Source organism: Bacteroidota bacterium (genome assembly GCA_030706745.1).
Taxonomy (GTDB): Bacteria; Bacteroidota; Ignavibacteria; order Palsa-1295; family Palsa-1295; genus PALSA-1295.
This window is the reverse complement of record JAUZNX010000015.1, coordinates 38,454-55,756: the sequence shown is the minus strand read 5'-3', so window position 1 is coordinate 55,756 and position 17,303 is coordinate 38,454. Positions and strand designations below refer to the sequence as shown.

The 17,303-nt window shown below is 53.5% G+C and carries 11 protein-coding genes; 7 read left to right on the top strand and 4 right to left on the bottom strand.

The window, feature by feature from the left end:
• The first annotated feature begins 26 nt into the window (after positions 1 to 26).
• The 4 genes from Q8902_13790 to Q8902_13775 all read left to right on the top strand — a co-directional run bounded on the left by Q8902_13790 (position 27) and on the right by Q8902_13775 (position 4,559).
• Positions 27 to 968 carry a hypothetical protein gene (locus Q8902_13790; GenBank protein ID MDP4200630.1) on the top strand — a complete coding sequence of 314 codons (942 nt, stop codon included), beginning with the start codon at positions 27 to 29 and terminating at the stop codon, positions 966 to 968.
• An 8-nt stretch (positions 969 to 976) separates the two neighbouring features.
• Complete coding sequence (locus Q8902_13785) at positions 977 to 1,996, top strand: hypothetical protein (protein ID MDP4200629.1); 1,020 nt, start codon at positions 977 to 979, stop codon at positions 1,994 to 1,996.
• Positions 1,997 to 2,103: 107 nt separating this feature from the next.
• Positions 2,104 to 3,153 carry a DUF1573 domain-containing protein gene (locus Q8902_13780; GenBank protein ID MDP4200628.1) on the top strand — a complete coding sequence of 350 codons (1,050 nt, stop codon included), beginning with the start codon at positions 2,104 to 2,106 and terminating at the stop codon, positions 3,151 to 3,153.
• 20 nt (positions 3,154 to 3,173) lie between these two features.
• Positions 3,174 to 4,559 carry a choice-of-anchor D domain-containing protein gene (locus Q8902_13775; protein ID MDP4200627.1) on the top strand — a complete coding sequence of 462 codons (1,386 nt, stop codon included), beginning with the start codon at positions 3,174 to 3,176 and terminating at the stop codon, positions 4,557 to 4,559.
• A gap of 42 nt (positions 4,560 to 4,601) precedes the next feature.
• On the opposite strand, the gene Q8902_13770 is transcribed toward Q8902_13775, so the two are convergent.
• Positions 4,602 to 5,987: a cysteine desulfurase gene (locus tag Q8902_13770; GenBank protein MDP4200626.1), complete on the bottom strand. Its 1,386-nt coding sequence runs from the start codon at positions 5,985 to 5,987 to the stop codon at positions 4,602 to 4,604.
• An 83-nt stretch (positions 5,988 to 6,070) separates the two neighbouring features.
• Complete coding sequence (locus Q8902_13765; GenBank protein MDP4200625.1) at positions 6,071 to 8,290, bottom strand: hypothetical protein; 2,220 nt, start codon at positions 8,288 to 8,290, stop codon at positions 6,071 to 6,073.
• Positions 8,291 to 8,445: 155 nt separating this feature from the next.
• On the opposite strand from Q8902_13765, the gene pheT reads away from it, so the two are divergent.
• The 3 genes from pheT to Q8902_13750 are packed head-to-tail and all read left to right on the top strand — an operon-like array spanning position 8,446 to position 11,882.
• Positions 8,446 to 10,884: a phenylalanine--tRNA ligase subunit beta gene (pheT, locus tag Q8902_13760; GenBank protein ID MDP4200624.1), complete on the top strand. Its 2,439-nt coding sequence runs from the start codon at positions 8,446 to 8,448 to the stop codon at positions 10,882 to 10,884.
• Positions 10,885 to 10,930: 46 nt separating this feature from the next.
• Positions 10,931 to 11,542 carry a hypothetical protein gene (locus tag Q8902_13755; protein MDP4200623.1) on the top strand — a complete coding sequence of 204 codons (612 nt, stop codon included), beginning with the start codon at positions 10,931 to 10,933 and terminating at the stop codon, positions 11,540 to 11,542.
• Positions 11,543 to 11,597: 55 nt separating this feature from the next.
• Positions 11,598 to 11,882 carry a cell division protein ZapA gene (locus tag Q8902_13750; protein MDP4200622.1) on the top strand — a complete coding sequence of 95 codons (285 nt, stop codon included), beginning with the start codon at positions 11,598 to 11,600 and terminating at the stop codon, positions 11,880 to 11,882.
• An 11-nt stretch (positions 11,883 to 11,893) separates the two neighbouring features.
• On the opposite strand, the gene Q8902_13745 is transcribed toward Q8902_13750, so the two are convergent.
• Both Q8902_13745 and Q8902_13740 read right to left on the bottom strand, forming a co-directional pair.
• Positions 11,894 to 13,657, bottom strand: a complete 1,764-nt coding sequence (locus Q8902_13745; protein MDP4200621.1) for a T9SS type A sorting domain-containing protein — start codon at positions 13,655 to 13,657, stop codon at positions 11,894 to 11,896.
• Positions 13,658 to 13,698: 41 nt separating this feature from the next.
• Complete coding sequence (locus Q8902_13740) at positions 13,699 to 17,283, bottom strand: hypothetical protein (protein MDP4200620.1); 3,585 nt, start codon at positions 17,281 to 17,283, stop codon at positions 13,699 to 13,701.
• Positions 17,284 to 17,303: the final 20 nt, after the last annotated feature.

The window sequence follows — 17,303 nt, the reverse complement described above, 5'->3', positions numbered from 1 at the left end:
AACTCTTTCATTCTTTGCTCATGCTCATGCGAGTTCTGCTTACCGTGACTGTCGTGGCGCTCCTTTCTCAAGGCTGCTCGCCTGTCTGTACCGTTCCGGATGCGGAAACGAACCTAATGATCCCAACAAGCGGACCTGGCTTCCGATATGTTTTTGCTGGTACGAACAGTGGAGTGTTTCGCTCGACGGATTCGGGAGCAACATGGCACGTCATGACTACCCCCGCAAAGACATTCGCCGCGGGCTTTGCCGTGGGTGGCAACAATCTATATGTAGCCACCAACTATGGTGTATTGCGTTCGATCGATGACGGACTTAATTGGGTGACTACCGGCGCCCTCCCTGGAACGGGGACGGAATCAGTGTACATATATGGTCCCTACCTTTTCGCTGGCACGCCGTCAAATGGTGTTTGCCGTTCTTCCGACTATGGCCAAACGTGGACACGATTCTTTTTAGGGGGCTTCCGGTGCTTCGCGAGCAAAGGACGCGATCTGATTGCCGGGACCGACGATGAAGGGTTCATTCTCTCGACTGATTCAGGTGCGAATTGGCAGCCATTCAATAATGGCTTGCCGACCATGAGTATTAGTGGAGTTGCAATCCAGGGCACGTATTTCATCGCTGGGACGGACAACCTGGGTCTGCTTCGGTCGTACGATCGGGGACTTACGTGGCATAGCATGGATCCGGGCACACCATATATCTCAACGATCTGGTCGAACGGCAACACGATGATCGCCGGAACGGACCGAGCTACCATACGCTCAACCGATGCGGGCCAGACATGGCAATACCTTGGCGATGCGTTTAGTGGAGTCGCTTCCTCGATCGCAGTAAGCGGGTCATTCATCTTTGAAGCTACGCGTGCAGGTGGCGTGAAACGGAGCACCGACGCAGGCGTGACATGGGAGAAGATCGACACTGGACTTACCGAATCATACATCTACGGGATCGGACTGAAATGAAAAACCATATGAGCCTCTCGTCTCTCGTTTTGACCGCTTGCCTGTTTGCAGCGGGATGTTCGTCTTCCACGGAAACGACACCGGGGGGCTCGACGAACGGTAGCACGCACCCGGCAGGATTGAGCGTCCCCAAGATGATCGACTTTGGTACAGTCCAGGTGGGGAGTTCGATGGACACGACGATCGTCTATCGCGATACGGGCTCGGTCGCTCTCGCGATTACTGGGCAGAGTATTGCACCGGAGGTCTTTACGACTCCCGATTCGCTCACGTTCTCAATACCGGGCGGGTCATCGCGGAGTGTTCGGTTTCACTTCATGCCGTCAGATGCTAACGATTACTATGGCTACGACAGCATTCGCACGGATGCAAAGACCTCAGATGGCAGACCGGTGAGCGTTATTGTTACTCTTCATGGGAAGGGCATCGCCACACCACCACCTCCTCCTCCAGGCATAACGCAGCCAGGCCTCGGAAGCATATTCATCTTTGCCGATAGCGGCTCGTCAGTGCCAGACACCGAGCGAATCGTTGCCCAGCACCTCAATCAATTCGGCAAGTCGGACGTCACGAGTTATGCTGCCGGAAGTTTGACAAGATATGCAAAATACGAGATCAACGGCGATTGGAGCGTCTATGAAGACAACAGGGAATCGGGGCTTTGGGATGGATTTGCCCGAAAGAGCCTCTGGAAGACCTATCCAATCGGATCGCAGGCAACGAACACTTACACTGTTTTCGATTCGAGCTACTCCAACGCGCAGGGGCTGATTCAAGGGACTCTGACCGAGAAGTATCAATACATCCAGACGGAAGAATTAGCGGTCGCAGGCGTAGCCGTGCACTGCATACTTATCCGTTACACCATGACGCAGAGCGTCACGAACGATAATTGGCAGGAAGTCCGAACGCTCTGGTATGCGCCCGCACTTGGTTGGGTCGTTCGGGATGAAGGGCATTACACCAATATCACCACCAACCAGCAAAGCTACTCCTTCCGAATGTTGAAGTCCTTCATTTTGAAGTAAGGAGTAATGCGTTGAATTCGTCGCGGAGCTTCCGAAGGTTTCGGTGAGAACTAAACTTTTCGTCCCAAGCTTCCTCTAATGAGTTTTCGAATCTATTTGTATTTCGTATGCGTCCCCGAACTTCAATCGCTTTTTCCTGTCTTCTGATGATCGTGGTGATTGCGGGCTGCTCAAGTAGTGCAGTCTCTCCGCCGGCCGTCACACGGACATTCACACTCTCCGCCGGATCGATCGATTTTGGATCGTCGCGCGAGGGATTGTGCACGGACACGCTGCATGGCATTCCAAAAGAAACCATTCTTACGATACAAAACACCGGTAGTGACACGCTCCGCATTGACTCCGTCACGAGTCAATCGGCCTCGTTTAGCGTGCTCTTTTCGTCATCGAAAGTTGCTCCGGGCGATACCGGTTCGATTCGAATCCGATTCTGCCCCACGACATTGGGAAGCGCCAGTAGCAGCGTAACCATGACCGATAATTCAACCAACGGAAATACTACCATCATCGGGATGATGGGCAATGGTGTTCGTTACTATCCGATGGTTGGATCCTATTTTACGTATGATTTCCAGCAGGTTGACACAGGCATGCACCCTATCGGAAGTCCACAAACAACAACGGTCAATATTATCGCAAGTGGGATTACGTATCAAGGCAAAACGAATGTTGAGCTGACATCTGACTCTACCTATTTCAAGATTGAGGACAATGGCGATTTGAGTATATGGAGCCTGGGATTTCCGACCTACCCTGCGACGGTCCTTGTTGACAGTGGCTGGCTGACACTTCCGGTTCAGACTCAAGGTCAGAATCTCCAGCTTCTGACCGACGATCGTAACTTCACTGACAGTGCGGGTGAGTCAATTGCGATGCATGTCAGAGATTCCGCCAGTTATATTGGCATGAGCTCTCTCGCCGTCGGTAGCCGGCAGTATTCGGCCATCGAAGTGCGTCTCACGGAATTGGCCTCATATGCCTCTGGCAAGGGTGAGCTTGGAATCTTCCGGGCATTTGACGGGTACTTTAGTCCCGAGATCGGTTTTGTGATTCAACAAGCAAGATTCGGAGGATCAGAAGTCATCGCAGGTAAAAGGGTCATTCAAAAGAAGGGATCGGGAGATTTTCGCAAGCTGAGGGCCTTCACGCTCAGATAGATTTGAGGACTGACAAGTATATGAGAATTCAACGGATTGCTTTGGTCGCGTCGTTTTTGGTTGTGGGTGGGATGTGGTGGAGTGGCTGTTCCTCCTCGACTGGTCCGGCAACATCTTCACGTGCCGGCACGCTCGTGCTGCCAACGACCATCGATTTTGGCGCAATGAGTGTCGGCCAGCTCCGTGACACCTTGGTGCCGTTTCAGAATACCGGTGGGGACTCATTGACGATTACCTCCGATGGCCGGAGCTCCGCGGATGAACTCGATACAAATTTCTTCAATCCGGTTGGAATTGGAGCCTATGGTTTTCGAGCAATGCACGTGCAATTCCAGCCTCTCGCGACTGGCCTTCGAACGGTACATGACACCATCCACTATTCCGTTGGTGGCAACGGGGCGCTGGCAGTCATGACGATTACCGCGAATGCAGAGGGGAGCGGCAACACTGGTGGTGGGACTGGTAGTCTCTTCGTCCCGGCAACCGTTGATTTTGGCATTCTGCCTGTCGGCGCCTGGCACGACACGACGATCGTGATTGCTAATAATGGGACCGTGGCGCTCACGATTACTTCGAGCAGTCTGATGAATGGTTCGGAAGCCAGAGACATGAGTTTCGCAGTCCCAATGACGTTGCAACCTGGGAGCTATCAGATTATTCACGTACAATTTAATCCGAATTCGATAGGCGTTCATGTCCATACAGATTCCATCCGCTATACGACTAATGGGACTAACGCCATCGCAACTATTGTCTATCGTGGACAAGGTGCAAACACGGGTGGTGGCACAGGCGGTGGCACCGGCGGCGGCGCAATTCCAGGACCGGGCAGCACCTTCACGTATGACACATGGCAAGTCGATACCAACGGCAATTCGAGCACGCATTCCGATTCGACTTATTCCATTGTCAGTAATTCCCTGGCATTTTCCGGCAAGACGAACGTGCTTGAAATGAGAGGGCCGGACGGCTCCCTGAGCTACTATCACGTGGAAACGAACGGAGACGTTTCGACCTATCTCGATCTGAGTCAGTTTGGGCTTCCGATCCCAGTCACTGCGAGTTGGTACACCATTCCGTTAGCAAGCCACAAAGAGATTACCCAGATTATCGATTCGGCGCAAGGCTTCGTGCTGAGTTCCGACGCGAAGTACCTTGCGTCGCCATCGGTCAGCGCTGCGAACCAGACCTTCGCAACGCAGCAAGGTTCGTTGAGCTTCACGGCATCGTATCAACTCGGACCAATCGCATTGCCACTCGGATCGCTCACCACGACGATCTGGTACGTGCCCTCGATCAAGTTCTACGCGAAGCGGATGGATGCACAATCAACGATCAGCGGTCTCGGCGGTACGGCGAAGAGTTCGTCTTCGAATTACCTCCTAAAGTCGCTTCAGGTAAGGTAGTGTAACAGGCAGGGGCACGCCACCCTCGGCGTGTCCCGCCAATCAACTCGTGGCTAACCCGCGCCTGGGCGCTTCACTCGTCGCGAAGATATTCTCGCGTACGATCTTCGCCAGCACATCGACAGCAGTGTCCACCTCATCGAGCGTGTTATAGAGATAGAAGCTGAGTCGGCAGCTTCCTTCGAGCATGAGCGCACGGTGTGCGAGACTGGCGCAATGGCACCCTGCGCGGGATTCCACGTCGAATTCGTTAAGCGCGTCAGCCAGATCGTATGGGCTGCGACCTTCGACATTGAACGCCACCAGTGACGTTCGTTTGGAGGCATCTAGTGGTCCATAGATTGTAATTCCTGGAATCGTCTTCATCCGCTCTAACGCACGTTCGGCCAGTGAACGAGTATATGCGGAAATCCGGCCCATTGCCTCGCGAACCGCTTCACGCTCGATCGGCTTGCCCGTCATAAAATATAGATCCTCTTCAGGACTCAAGGCGAGATCGAGCAAGATCCGAAGCGCCTGTGCAGATGCGATTGCGCCAAGGATATTCGGCGTGCCTGCACTGAATTTCCACGGCAGGTAATTATACTCGACGCTATCGACGGCTACTTCTTCGCTGAGGACCATGTCGCCCCCATAGAGGAACGGCGGCATCTGTTCGAGCAAGTTGTACTTCCCGTATAGAACCCCGACGCCAAATGGCGCAAGGACTTTGTGGAAGGAGAAAGACAAGAAATCCACATCGAGCGCTTCAACATCAACGTAGGTGCTTGGTACTAATTGGGCACCATCGATCAGCACATAGCTTCCGCTTGTGCCGTGAGGTTGGTTGTAATCGCTCGCGTGCGCAAGCTCCGTGATCCGTTTGACCGGATTCTTCGTGCCGAAGAAGTTGGAAGCGCCGCTCACCGCGACGAGCTTCGTCCGGTCATCAATTTGTGCGGCCAGATCTTCCATATCAAGTTCACCCGTGCGGGGATCGAAATCGACAACGCGCACTTCGATTGTACGGCCAAACTTTGGAAGAATCTCGCGGGCCAAACCATACCACGGCACGTAATTGGAGTTGTGCTCCATCATCGTAGTCACGATATTGTCGCCATCGCGAAATTCCGTCATGAGTGAATACATGACGGCGTTGTGCGCTTCGGTTGCATTTCGGAAGAGTGCAATATTGCTCGCGCTCTTTGCACCAAGGAATGCAGCGATCGTATCATAGGCCTCCTCGAAGAGATGTGTCATCGTCTTGGAGGCCGAGGATTGTCCACGATGGACATTCTCGTAGTCCGGAGCGAGCGCACGATAGAGATCCGCGAGTTTGGCGGGCGGCTGCGTACTGGCGGCGTTATTGGTTACAATTCGGCCTTTGGCGATAGACGGAAAGTGCTTCCGAATCGCGGCGACATCAAGCGTACACTCTGTTTCAATCACGCGAGCTAAAGTCTCCAGAATAACTGAACGTTCCCGTGGGGAATTGAAGAAGGGCGAGCCGATAAACTCCCGTCGGAATCTGGCTATTTCTTATGCTGCAGGTCCTGCGCCCACTTGAGATTGTCCTTTGCCATTTGATTATTTGGATCGAGGCGGAGGGCCTCTTCACCAGCTTTTTCGGCCTTCCAGTAAATCCCAAGTGCGTTATACGCGGCGCAAATATTAACGTAAGCGATCGCGATATTCGGTTCGATCTGGAGAGCCGCCTTGCAGTCAGCGATACATTTATCATAATACCCATTTTGGTAGTCCTCCATACTGCGCTTGAGGAAGCCCTCCACGGTCGTTGGTTCAGGTGCGGCTGGTATTTCGCTGCGCAACTTGGCAACGTGATCCTCAATCTGCTTTTGCTGGACAGGGTTAGGATAGTGGCTGAAGTAAATACTCTTCAACTCGGAGTATGTCGAATCGATGACACCGAGCTTCTGCTGCGGCATCACGTTCGCAATATAGTCCGGAATCAGGCTTGGATAATCTGGGATATAGGTCTTCAGATTACCGGCCGCTTTGAAGCGGCGGTTCAATTCCGAAAACAAGGCGGTGTCCACGTTCACAACGGTTGCGGTTTGCCAAACGCCGGGACCGGGCACGGCGAAATAGGCGACGTTCAAGAATTTCTGAGTGGGTGGCTCGCTCGAGAATGTGATAGCGCCAAATTTGAAGTGGACGCCCCGTTCGTGCAGATAGCTCATTGGAGCTGATTTCTCATGCCCGATCGGGCCGCGTTTTACGAGTGGCATGTGCGCCACGAAGCTATCGCATAACCCCATCTGGTCGATGCAATGCGAAAATTTTGCGTAGTACGTGATCATGTTCATGGCTGCGGGGCCCATCACGCTGACGGGCAATCCCCGAAAGAATGGCTCGTAGTACCGGCCAACATCCGAGTAGGCTTGCATGAGGCTAATGGGCTTGCCGTAGCTTTGGAATCGATTGGCGGTATAAAAGTATCGCTCATCGGCAATGTAGGTGGGGTGGTCTTCGTCCACCACACTCATCGTCCACTGCGTGGCTTGATCGGGGGTTGGGTTCATCGGCTTATCCGGCCGCAATCCTTCGAATATGAGTAGAGTCGCAAGCACGGCAGCAATGGGCCACTGGTATTTGCGAAAAAGGGAGTCTCGGCCGAGCGATCGCTCGATGATAAAATACGCAAGTGGCAGGATCGGGACAATGAACCGGCCAAACATGAAATCCCCGCCGACTTTCGCGACATACACGAATAGATAGATGAGAGTGAACACAGCCGCCCCGAAGACAGGAGAACCGATAGGATTGGAATCGTGGCCAACCGCCACGGTGGATTCTTCCATGTCTGCACGATGCTTCTTCGTAAATGCTACTCTCAGATAAACGAAGAAGGGAAGCAAGATGACTGCGATCGTTGCCGACCAATACACCTTGACGAAGAGGGAGATATAGTAAAAGCCCTCCTCGAAATAATTCAAGCCTCCAGATTTTTGGTAGTACGTGTTCGGAAAAATGCTTCCGTAGTAGCCGCGTTTCCAAATCAAGTATGGCAGGCCGAGCAGCAGCGAGGGAGCAATGAGCAGCAATAGACTCCGATTCCTGACCTTCGCGGTGGCCTTGGTCATTCTCAGTTTCAGGAAGAGGAGCGCTATCGCGGTCACTGTGAATAGCGCACCATCGGGACGAGTCAGCGTGGTCAGGATGAGCGTAACTCCAACCGAAAGAAGCCGCCAGTTCTCAGGGAGCTTCGAGTAGAACCACAGGTAGAACGCGAGCGAAATGAGGAAGGTAAACAGGGATGTCTCAAGCCCGCCGGTTGCAAAGGCGGCAGCTTCTCTGTTGAGACCCAGCAACAGGGCCGCAAGTGGGAGAAATACACGACCGGGACTTGGGGAGCGGTCGTTTTCCACTTTCGCAATGCGTAGGTATATCAGCAACGTGCCTGCGAAGGCGGCAATGCCCAGCCACTCGCCAGCATCCACCAGGTCGGCTCCGAACCATCCGGCGATCGATAGAATGACAAACCAAAGAAAGTCGGTATAGCCTTCTACACGCTCTCCCGCGTTATAAACGGGACCTAGCCCCGCGAGAAAATTTTCGACATAGCGAAATGTGATGAAGGCATCGTCCGATACCCATTTCAGATCGATGGCATGATATAGTCCAATTGCCAGAACTGCTAAACCGGTCAGCAGGCCGATCCAGGAGGCTGACATGTCGCTTTGCTCAGGCACTGAAACCGAAGGTGGGGTTGGGGACAATTCCGTCTTCATAGCAGGCACGGCTAACGAATGGGTATCGATAGAAGTTTTTGGCCGGGTGTGAGTCTTCTGAATCTTCCCCCTGCTTTCAAGGAGGGGGTGGTGGTTGTTCAACGATCATCCCGCATCCGCCGGCCCGTGGCCACTTGTTTCGTATTTTTGGAGAAATGCGCATATCCCTCAACTGGCTTTCCGAGTATATCAGCGTGCCGTTCATCGTGGGCGATGGACCCGTGGAACTGTCCGATCGGCTTACAATGCTCGGCATTGAAGTCGAGGCCATCGAGCGGCCGGCAGAGAAGATGGCGAAGGTGGTTGTCGGCGAGGTGCTCGAAGTCACGCCGCACCCGAACGCCGATAAGTTACGGTTAGCGAAGGTCAATATTGGCGCTGCAGAGCCGCTCCGCATTGTCTGCGGAGCGCCGAATGTTCGGGCTGGGCTCAAAGTACCAGTCGCGCTTATCGGCGCCGATCTCGGCGAGGGATTCGTGATCAAAAAGTCGAAGATACGCGGCGAAACGAGTGAAGGCATGATCTGCTCCGAACGCGAGCTTGGCATTTCGAACAAGCACGAAGGCATATGGGAGTTGCCGCTGGAGTTCGAGACCGGGGCGCCACTTGCCACTGCGCTCGGGTTGGAAGATGTGATTTTCGAGATTGGCATCACGCCGAACCGTGCCGATTGCCTGAGTCACATCGGGATCGCCCGGGAGATTCGAGCAATTACCGGAGAAATGCTGCAACTCCCAGAAATTAAAATCGCACCCACTGGTGGCGAAATTGCTGGTCAGGTCCGCATTTCGCTGCCCGAACCGGAGCTATGTCCGCGATATGTCGCGAAGCTCGTGCGCGGCGTGACCATTGCGCCATCGCCCGATTGGCTCAAGCGTCGCTTAGAAGCCGTTGGCCTTCGTCCGATCAATAACGTCGTGGATGTGACGAATTTTGTACTGATGGAGTATGGCCATCCGCTGCACGCCTTCGATTTCGATGTGGTAGAGTCGGGACAAATCGTCGTCCGAACCGCGAAGGGATTTGCGGATGAGTATGTCACACTCGATGGCAAAACGCGCAAGCTCCCGCCGGGCGCGCTGCTGATTACCGATGGGAAGAAGCCGCTTGGCATCGCCGGCATTATGGGTGGCGAGAACTCGGAGATTCGGGACACCACGCGCAACGTCCTGATCGAGTCTGCTTATTTCCAGCCGGCGAGCATTCGGAGGACGGCAAAGGCACTTGGCCTTTCGACCGATGCATCCTATCGCTTCGAGCGCGGTACTGATTTCGATGTGTTACGAGCGGCCGCGGAGCGCGCAGCACAGATGATCGTAGAGCTTGGTGGCGGCGAAGCGGTAGGTGGACTGGTCGACGAGTATCCCGCTCCGATCGCGCGAAAGGAATTTCGATTCCGACCCGCACGCGCGAATATGTTGATCGGAATGCCAACACCCGAAGCAAGAATACGCGAGATTTTTGCGCGGCTCGATATTGAAATTGCCAGTGCGCGACAGGACGAGTGGACACTTCGCTCGCCATCGTACCGAATCGATCTTGAACGCGAGGAAGACGCGATCGAGGAAGTTGCGAGACTGGTTGGCTATGACGAAATTCCGACGAGCGCGTTCGAGGGCGCTCCACTTGGTATGGCACGTGAGCCGTTGAGTCTCCGAGAGTTCGATGAGTTGCTCCGCTCCACGTTAATTGCACTCGGAGCGACCGAATGCGTATCTGTGCCGATCATCGCGCGGGCCGATGCCGCTCGATTCGATCCGGCGCCAGTGGCGCTGCTCAATCCACTGAATGCCGAGCGCGATCACATGCGAACGAGTATTGCGATCAACTTGCTGGATGCAGCGCGCGTCAGTGAGCGCTTTGGGGCTGGTGGCGGCCGCATCTTCGAGGTTGGAAATGTTTTTTCCTACGCCACGAAGCCGCAACAATTAGGACACGTGCTCGAAAAGACGCAAATCGGATTGCTCCTCTTTGGCGAGCAGGTTGCGAAATCGGCATACAACGCACAGGCAATCGCCTCCGACATCTTCGCCGTGAAGGGTCTGGTGAATCTGCTGCTCACCCGATGCGGTCTGCCGCAGCCAGCATTTCGACCGGCTGATGTGAGCTATCTGCATCGGGGCGAGTCCCTCGAAGTATCGGCTGGAGGAAAGATTGTCGGTACTATCGGGAAGCTTGATGCTGCCATTGCCAAGCAATATGATTTGCGACACGACGCATATTTGGCGCTGCTGGATCATCCGGTGATTTACGAACTTGCCCGCTCGGCGCGCGCGGAGCCCAAGCACGTCAAGCCGCTTCCGAAATATCCATCCATGGAGCGTGACATCGCGCTCGTGCTGGATCGCGGCATAGCGGCGCAGACTGTCGAATCCGCGATTCAACAGGCGGCGCCGGGCCTGCTCATCGAGAGCATCCGTCTATTCGATGAGTTTCAGTCCAAAGAGATGAAGGGGGCCAGAGAGCGGAGTCTTGCATTTCATTTGGTTTTCCGGTCGACCGAGCGCACGCTGGAAGAAAAAGAGGTGGACGAGATAACGCATTCGATAATAAAGCACTTAGAGGGAGAACTTCATGCGCGACTTCGTGCTTAAGGGGTAGAGAAACTGCGTCTCCATGACTCCTGTCGAATCCCATAGTATGACTTTAAGCGTGGCATTGAATGCCAACCGCGAACAACTTGCGCGCGCCTTAGCACGCTTGGAACGGCTCACTCGCGATGCCATCGAGACGATTACGCATCAGCGTCAGGAAAAGCACCAACTGGAGCGGCGGCTCTCAGACCTTACCAAGCTGGTCGAGCAGGAACGCTCGAACTTCCAGCAGCGCGAGTCGCTCCTGAGCAGTGCCAAAAGCGAGACCGAGGAGCGAGCAAAAGCCTTTACCGAGCTGAGTGCCCGCTTGAATGAGCAGGAGCGATTGCTCGCCCAGCAGCTCGAGACCATTGGCCGTCTCGAATCCGACCTGGACACCCGGGCCATGCAAATCCGCGAGCAGGAGTCGGCTGAAGCAGCATGGAGGCATGAGCTGGAGGAGTGGAGTGGAAAGGTCGAACGGCTCGAGGCGCGCTTGGCGGAGACCACCGCGGAGCGCGATGAGATCAAGAAACAATTTTACGAGCGTGAGCGGGAGGATGCGCAGTACGTGGTGCGATTGAGTCAGGAGGACCGAACGCGCGCTGCCAAAGCGGTCGATGCTCTGATTGATCAGCTTTCCATTCTCGAAACGCGAATCACACTGACCCAGGAATGAATACCCTCGCCTTTTCAAGGAGGGGGAAGGGGGTGGTTAATCTTTAAGTACGATCATGGCACAAACGATCAAGGTCACAATTCTGGGGACAGACTATCCGCTCCGCTCCAACGATGAAGCGCTGACACGGCAGTTGGCCGCCGATGTCGATGCCGAAATTCGCGAGTTGCAGGCAAAGCTGCCCTCACAATCCACGACGACGCTGGCGGTGCTGAGCGCGCTGAATTTTGCAGAACATGCCGCGCACGCCGGAGAAAACGAGCACCGAGAGCTCGAGCGTCTCACCAGCGAGATCGAGACCATGGCCGCCGGACTCGAGCGCGCACTCGAAGAACGATAAATCCGTCAGATTTACCGCTCGATTGAGATGCTGCGGGTTTGTGCGTAGCCGTTCGAGAGCATGCGAAGATAATACAATCCCGGCGGAAGCCCTGCGACATCAAGCGTGAAGCTATCGCGTGCGGATGTCGCGCGCATGTTCTGTCCCGGGTTGACAGCGCGGCCCAATACATCGTACATCTCGACACTCAGAGTGCCGGGGGCCGCAAGATCACCCGCCATCTCACTCGCACCCGCCACGCGGACGGTGATTTCTGACTGTGCTGGATTAGGTTGCACACTCACAATCTCGAACGGCGACTGGCCCGACATGGTGCGTAGCAGTGTCGTATTGCCGCAGCCGGTGAAGTCGATCTCCACCGAATCCGGGCCGGACACCGAAAGCGCCGCACAATCGCAGTTCAGCCGCTTGCCATAGAGATGCGCGGAATCGAGATAGACTTTTGCCGAAGAGGATTCGAGTGCCGTCCCGAATGTAATTGCAAGCAATTGACTTGGCAACAGCCGTGCGTCGCTCGTTAACCAGAGGTCGAGTATGTTGTTGTTCGTGCTGGAGCGCAAGACGCTCGAGCCAGGAGGAAGTTGAAGACTCTGGACATTCAACGCATCATCATAGCGAATCGAAAGATGCACCGTATCAATGCCGATTAGAGAAGCACCTTGAACAAAATAGTATACCGTTGCGGAATGACCGGCAGCAACCGTCTTCAACTTGGAGCTGTCCGCAAATGTGCAGGTGATTTTTGAATCGAAGTAGGGCATAGAATCCAGATTCAACTTCCAAAGAATAGCACTATCCGTGATAACGTCCACTGATTTCATGAAAACAATATGGGCTTTCGCATAAAATCTGGAACCCGATACCAATTTGTTAGTAGAAGACTGTCCACACTGGTACTGCCAGGTCTGTCCCTTATCTGTCGAATGATAGCATCCTTCTCCGGTGGTGCCATACAGATCGTTAAGATCACCCTTGATGCAGCCACTTGAGGACATGTAGCAATAGGGAAGAGGGTCGGGCGCAACATAGGGCAACGCGCTTAGACTATCCCAAGTCATACCCGCATCAGTGGAGCGAAGGACAGTACCATAGAACGTCAAAGCGAAAAAAATGCTGGTGCCCGGGATGGCCAGCGGTTGTAGGCTACCGCTATCAAGAGAAAGAGTCTGCCAACTGTGTCCACCATCGGTTGTCCGCAGCCAAGGGATATTATCAGGACGGTCACAATAACCGCCGGCTTGAATTCCAGTATCGCCATTGACGAATGCAAATCCGTGATTAGAACCGCTTCCGCTTTGAGCCGGCACCCATGTCAATCCTTTGTCCCATGAAACTGCCAATGAATAGCCGCTAGCACCCCCAATGGTTGCCCCTCCGCCATAAAAAAGTCCGTCCGATGTACTATCGTAATAAATACTCCCGGGATCAACCCCATTGAGGGGTGTGTCAAACCAGGACTCGCCTCCGTCGCTTGTCTTGTAACATCCGGAAGACTGCCCCTCAAAGGCGCACCAACCAGTCATGCTGTCCTTGAAGGTGAAATCGTAAGCAATACCAATTGGCGATGTTACAACTTTCCATGTCTCTCCTCCGTCAGTGGTCTTTAGTATTCTTCCATCAGCACCTGTGAAGCCAATGCGAGGAGGACCTGACAGGTCGAGAAAATAAGTGTATGCGTATGCATAGCGCTCGCCCGAACAAAGCACTCTCTTCCACTGTCCAAACAGGGCGCTATCAAAGCTCGTCATTCCGAGCAGGAGAATAAGTATGAACAAAAGAACGGGAGGAGGTGTACGTCCTCCCGTTTTGCATCCGCTTAATGTGTTGGGCGTCCGCATACCTTAAAATAGAAAGAGTGGTTGTCGTAGGCACAGCCAGCCAACGAACCAAGACGAATATGGACCAAGAATCGGTTAGGCTGATTGAATTTGTCGAGCGGTGTCGCGTTGGCAATATCACAGGTCCCGTATGCGCTCGGTGTTACTCCATCCTTAAGAGTCGAGTTATCCGTAGGAGGTATGAATTGAGACATCCCCGTGGTATCGAGATCCTCGAGAGTAACCGTAATGGAGCCGTCCTTAAGGGTATCGTCATGGCCTTGCCAATCCTTGAGCGTCAGCACGACGAGGTAGGTTCCCTTCGTCGGAGCAGAGGCCTTAACGACCCGAGCGCCAATTCCATCCAACAAGGTACCATTGGAATCTACGTGGCCCCAAGCAACGATCGTGTTATCGGAATAGGTTGCTCCAGGAATTGACTTATACGAAGTTTGAATTGGTATTGGCGGCTGAAACTGCATCTCCAGCGTATGTAAGGCTACGGAGTGGCCATTGTTTGAAAGTACCCACGAATTCGCACGATGCGAATCGTCGGTTCCACTTCCGAACATCGCAAGGGCGGAATCGCCATCAACAACATAATAACCTCCCGAAGATTGGGGTACATTATACCTGCCAGAAACGAACTGCGTGAAACCACTTGCGATTAGACCTTCACCGCCAGCAATCGACGCACCTTCTGCAGCGGTGTCGATAACATTATTGAACCCACCAGAAATCGTCCCTGATGGCGAATGTATCGAATTGGATTGACCACCGCCGATCGCGGCGTTCCCGCTCGGCCAATAGACATAATTGAGATAACCTCCTGCGATTGAGGACCAGTACGCGCCTCGCTCAATGGTGTTTTGTTGGCCACCCGCAATCACCGTATAGATATCATTGGCCGTATTCGATTCACCGCCGCCAATTGCGGATGCATCGGATTGATATCCGATTGTGTTCGCATGACCGCCTCCAATTGTCCCCCACTGTGTACTGTCGATCACATTGCCTAAACCGCCACCAATGACACTACTATTCCAATTTGGCGGACAGTACGTGCGCGATCCGCCGAGAATCTGATTCTGTTTACCACCTGCGATCGTCGAGTTGGTACAGTTTGCGATCGTGTTGGATGCGCCGCCGCCGATGGTGCTGGAATCAGAGCCTGTCTTGATTGTATTTGACGTACCACCGGCAATTGTAGCCTGGTTGACTTCGAACTGAATATGATTGGATTCCCCTCCGCCAATTGTACTGGCTCTTGCCGATTCGATGACATTCCCAACTCCACCACCCACAAAATTATCTTGCGGAATGATATCCGAAGTATCGAAGATCGCGTTGATAAATCCTCCCGCAATCGTATTTGCGTCTCCGTCAATCCGAATCTCATAGCCGCCGCCAATAGAATTCCAACCGAGCTGACTTGCGTTGATCTTATTACCCTCGCCACCAGCGACAACCGAAAAATGCGTGAGCACAGAGTTAGTGAGACCATACTCACCACCGGATAGAACTGACGCACCGCTGAGTCCCGCGCCGAGTGTGTTGAAACTTGAATCGGCAACGATATTCGGCGAAGTTGCGCCTTCTTCGTAGCGCATGACCCGTTTGTTGCCGCCGGTTGCTGTGGATGCATCATTGTGAACATGAATCTCGAACGCCATGCTGTCACGAGTGCCAAGATAGTTCACCGTATCATGCGTGCCGCTATTGCCTGTCAGGCTCCAAAAATTGCCGACCGCGCCGCCGGTTCCAGTGACGGCATCCCAGGAAAGGAAAACGTTACTGCCACTGACGCTGTCTGCTTTCAGGAATTGTCCTTCGCTCGCAACAACTCGCGGTAGCGTGTAGGAGATATTTCCGGATTGGATTCCTGCTTTGAACGAGCTATAGTTCGTGCCAGAATATGTAAGGCTATTGTTGGGTTCATAGAAGCGTAATTCGCGGGCCGTACCATCGACGTTTCCGACCCAAATGTTGATGTCTCCAAAATAGGCGATGTTCGGAAATGGCCCTGAAAGCAGATTCGTGAGGTCGGTCACACTGTCCGAAGCGTTGAATCCTACGCTAAAGTCGCTCAACTTGAGCGAACGTCCGCCCAGGATTGTGGAGTACCTTCCATCAACTTCGTTTTGTTTGCCTCCGATGATGGCGCTATATTCATTTGCGATAATGTTTCTTGCGCCGCCGGCTATGACACTATAGGCTTTTGAGACAGAGTTAGAATCTCCGCCGCCAATCGCACTTGAATTTCCCGTTATCCTGTTCGAATCGCCACCGGCAATGACGCTGAAATTGTTCCCATTATCCGACCCGTCATTGCCAGATCCGATCCTGTTATTCTGTCCGCTAATGATCCCCGAATGCTCGCCTTGGAGCAGGTTCGATTCGCCGCCGCCAATAATCGAAGAGACGGAGAAGAACGAAATGTAATTTTGTGTGCCTCCGACAATTGCATTCAATTGGCCCAGCACGCTATTCTGTGACCCACCCGAAATGGAAGAGTATGGAGAATTATATGCAGACAAACCAATAGGTCCCTTTCCGATTGCATTTGCGTTCCCTCCTAGAATTGAGGAATAATAGGATCCGACAATAATACTATCTCTTGAGCCTCCGCCGATGAATCCCCATCCTTCTTCAACAAAATTGGAATCGCCTGCGACAATGGCACTCGATTCATCCTCCCCATCAGACGCCTCGTGCTGACCCACTGTATTTCGCTTGCCCGCTCCGATGAATGAAATGCTATTCCATAGCATATTGCTTTCACCACCTCCGATTGCAGCGTTGTTGGCAAACGTATCGATCGTGTTTGACGATCCTCCAGCAACGATTGAATACTTGGCGTGGGCGCTATTGCCCTGACCCCCTCCTACAGTTGCATAACCCTGTGGAGGATCGGCAGTATTTCCACATCCTCCCGATACCGTATTCGTTCCATGTCCACCATCGGAATTTGTAGTGCAGCTATCAGGGGTGGATGTCGATCCAACCCCGACAACCGATTGGGGCTTTGCTCCTTTGCCCAGCGTACCGCCATCTGCTGCAAGCAAGATCGTGGATGAGGATGGATCAAACTGCGCTTGAAGGCCATTGCCCGCCGCGATATTAAGTGTGGTACCGTTGCCCGTAACCTTTTTGCCATTGACGCTGATCGAGCCAACGTAATCCGTCGCAAGCTTCGAAGCAGTGATCGAGCTGTCGGCAACATTTAGGGCAAATGGCACAGCGGCCAGCCGGGTGAAGGCAGCAGATACCTCGCCATTGATCGAGACTGAAATCCAAAGCGGCTTATTCATATCCGATGGTTTCGGCAACGGTTTGCCCGAGCCGAGCCCAATATTGAACACCCCATGTGTCACTTGCGTCACGAATTCGTCGGACCAAATCGGATGGTCACTGGACTCTTCGGTCCAAAGCGAAACAGCAATATGGAACGACCCGTCTCCCAGCAAGCCATCCGAATTCGTGATTGTGCCTTGGTAGCTAATGATCGGGCCACCGCTGGACTGCGCATGGGCCGTGTGACTAAAGAACAACGAAACGAGCAATAGCACGCAGAGTCTCTTCATAGGATTTCCTCCTAATTATT

Bases quoted from the DNA above. Each gene is read 5' to 3' on its own strand.
- pheT (MDP4200624.1), top strand. From the start codon at position 8,446: ATGCGCATATCCCTCAACTGGCTTTCCGAGTATATCAGCGTGCCGTTC.
- Q8902_13740 (MDP4200620.1), bottom strand. From the start codon at position 17,283: ATGAAGAGACTCTGCGTGCTATTGCTCGTTTCGTTGTTCTTTAGTCAC.
- Q8902_13785 (MDP4200629.1), top strand. From the start codon at position 977: ATGAGCCTCTCGTCTCTCGTTTTGACCGCTTGCCTGTTTGCAGCGGGA.
- Q8902_13755 (MDP4200623.1), top strand. From the start codon at position 10,931: ATGACTTTAAGCGTGGCATTGAATGCCAACCGCGAACAACTTGCGCGC.
- Q8902_13775 (MDP4200627.1), top strand. From the start codon at position 3,174: ATGAGAATTCAACGGATTGCTTTGGTCGCGTCGTTTTTGGTTGTGGGT.
- Q8902_13780 (MDP4200628.1), top strand. From the start codon at position 2,104: ATGCGTCCCCGAACTTCAATCGCTTTTTCCTGTCTTCTGATGATCGTG.
- Q8902_13750 (MDP4200622.1), top strand. From the start codon at position 11,598: ATGGCACAAACGATCAAGGTCACAATTCTGGGGACAGACTATCCGCTC.
- Q8902_13765 (MDP4200625.1), bottom strand. From the start codon at position 8,290: ATGAAGACGGAATTGTCCCCAACCCCACCTTCGGTTTCAGTGCCTGAG.
- Q8902_13790 (MDP4200630.1), top strand. From the start codon at position 27: ATGCGAGTTCTGCTTACCGTGACTGTCGTGGCGCTCCTTTCTCAAGGC.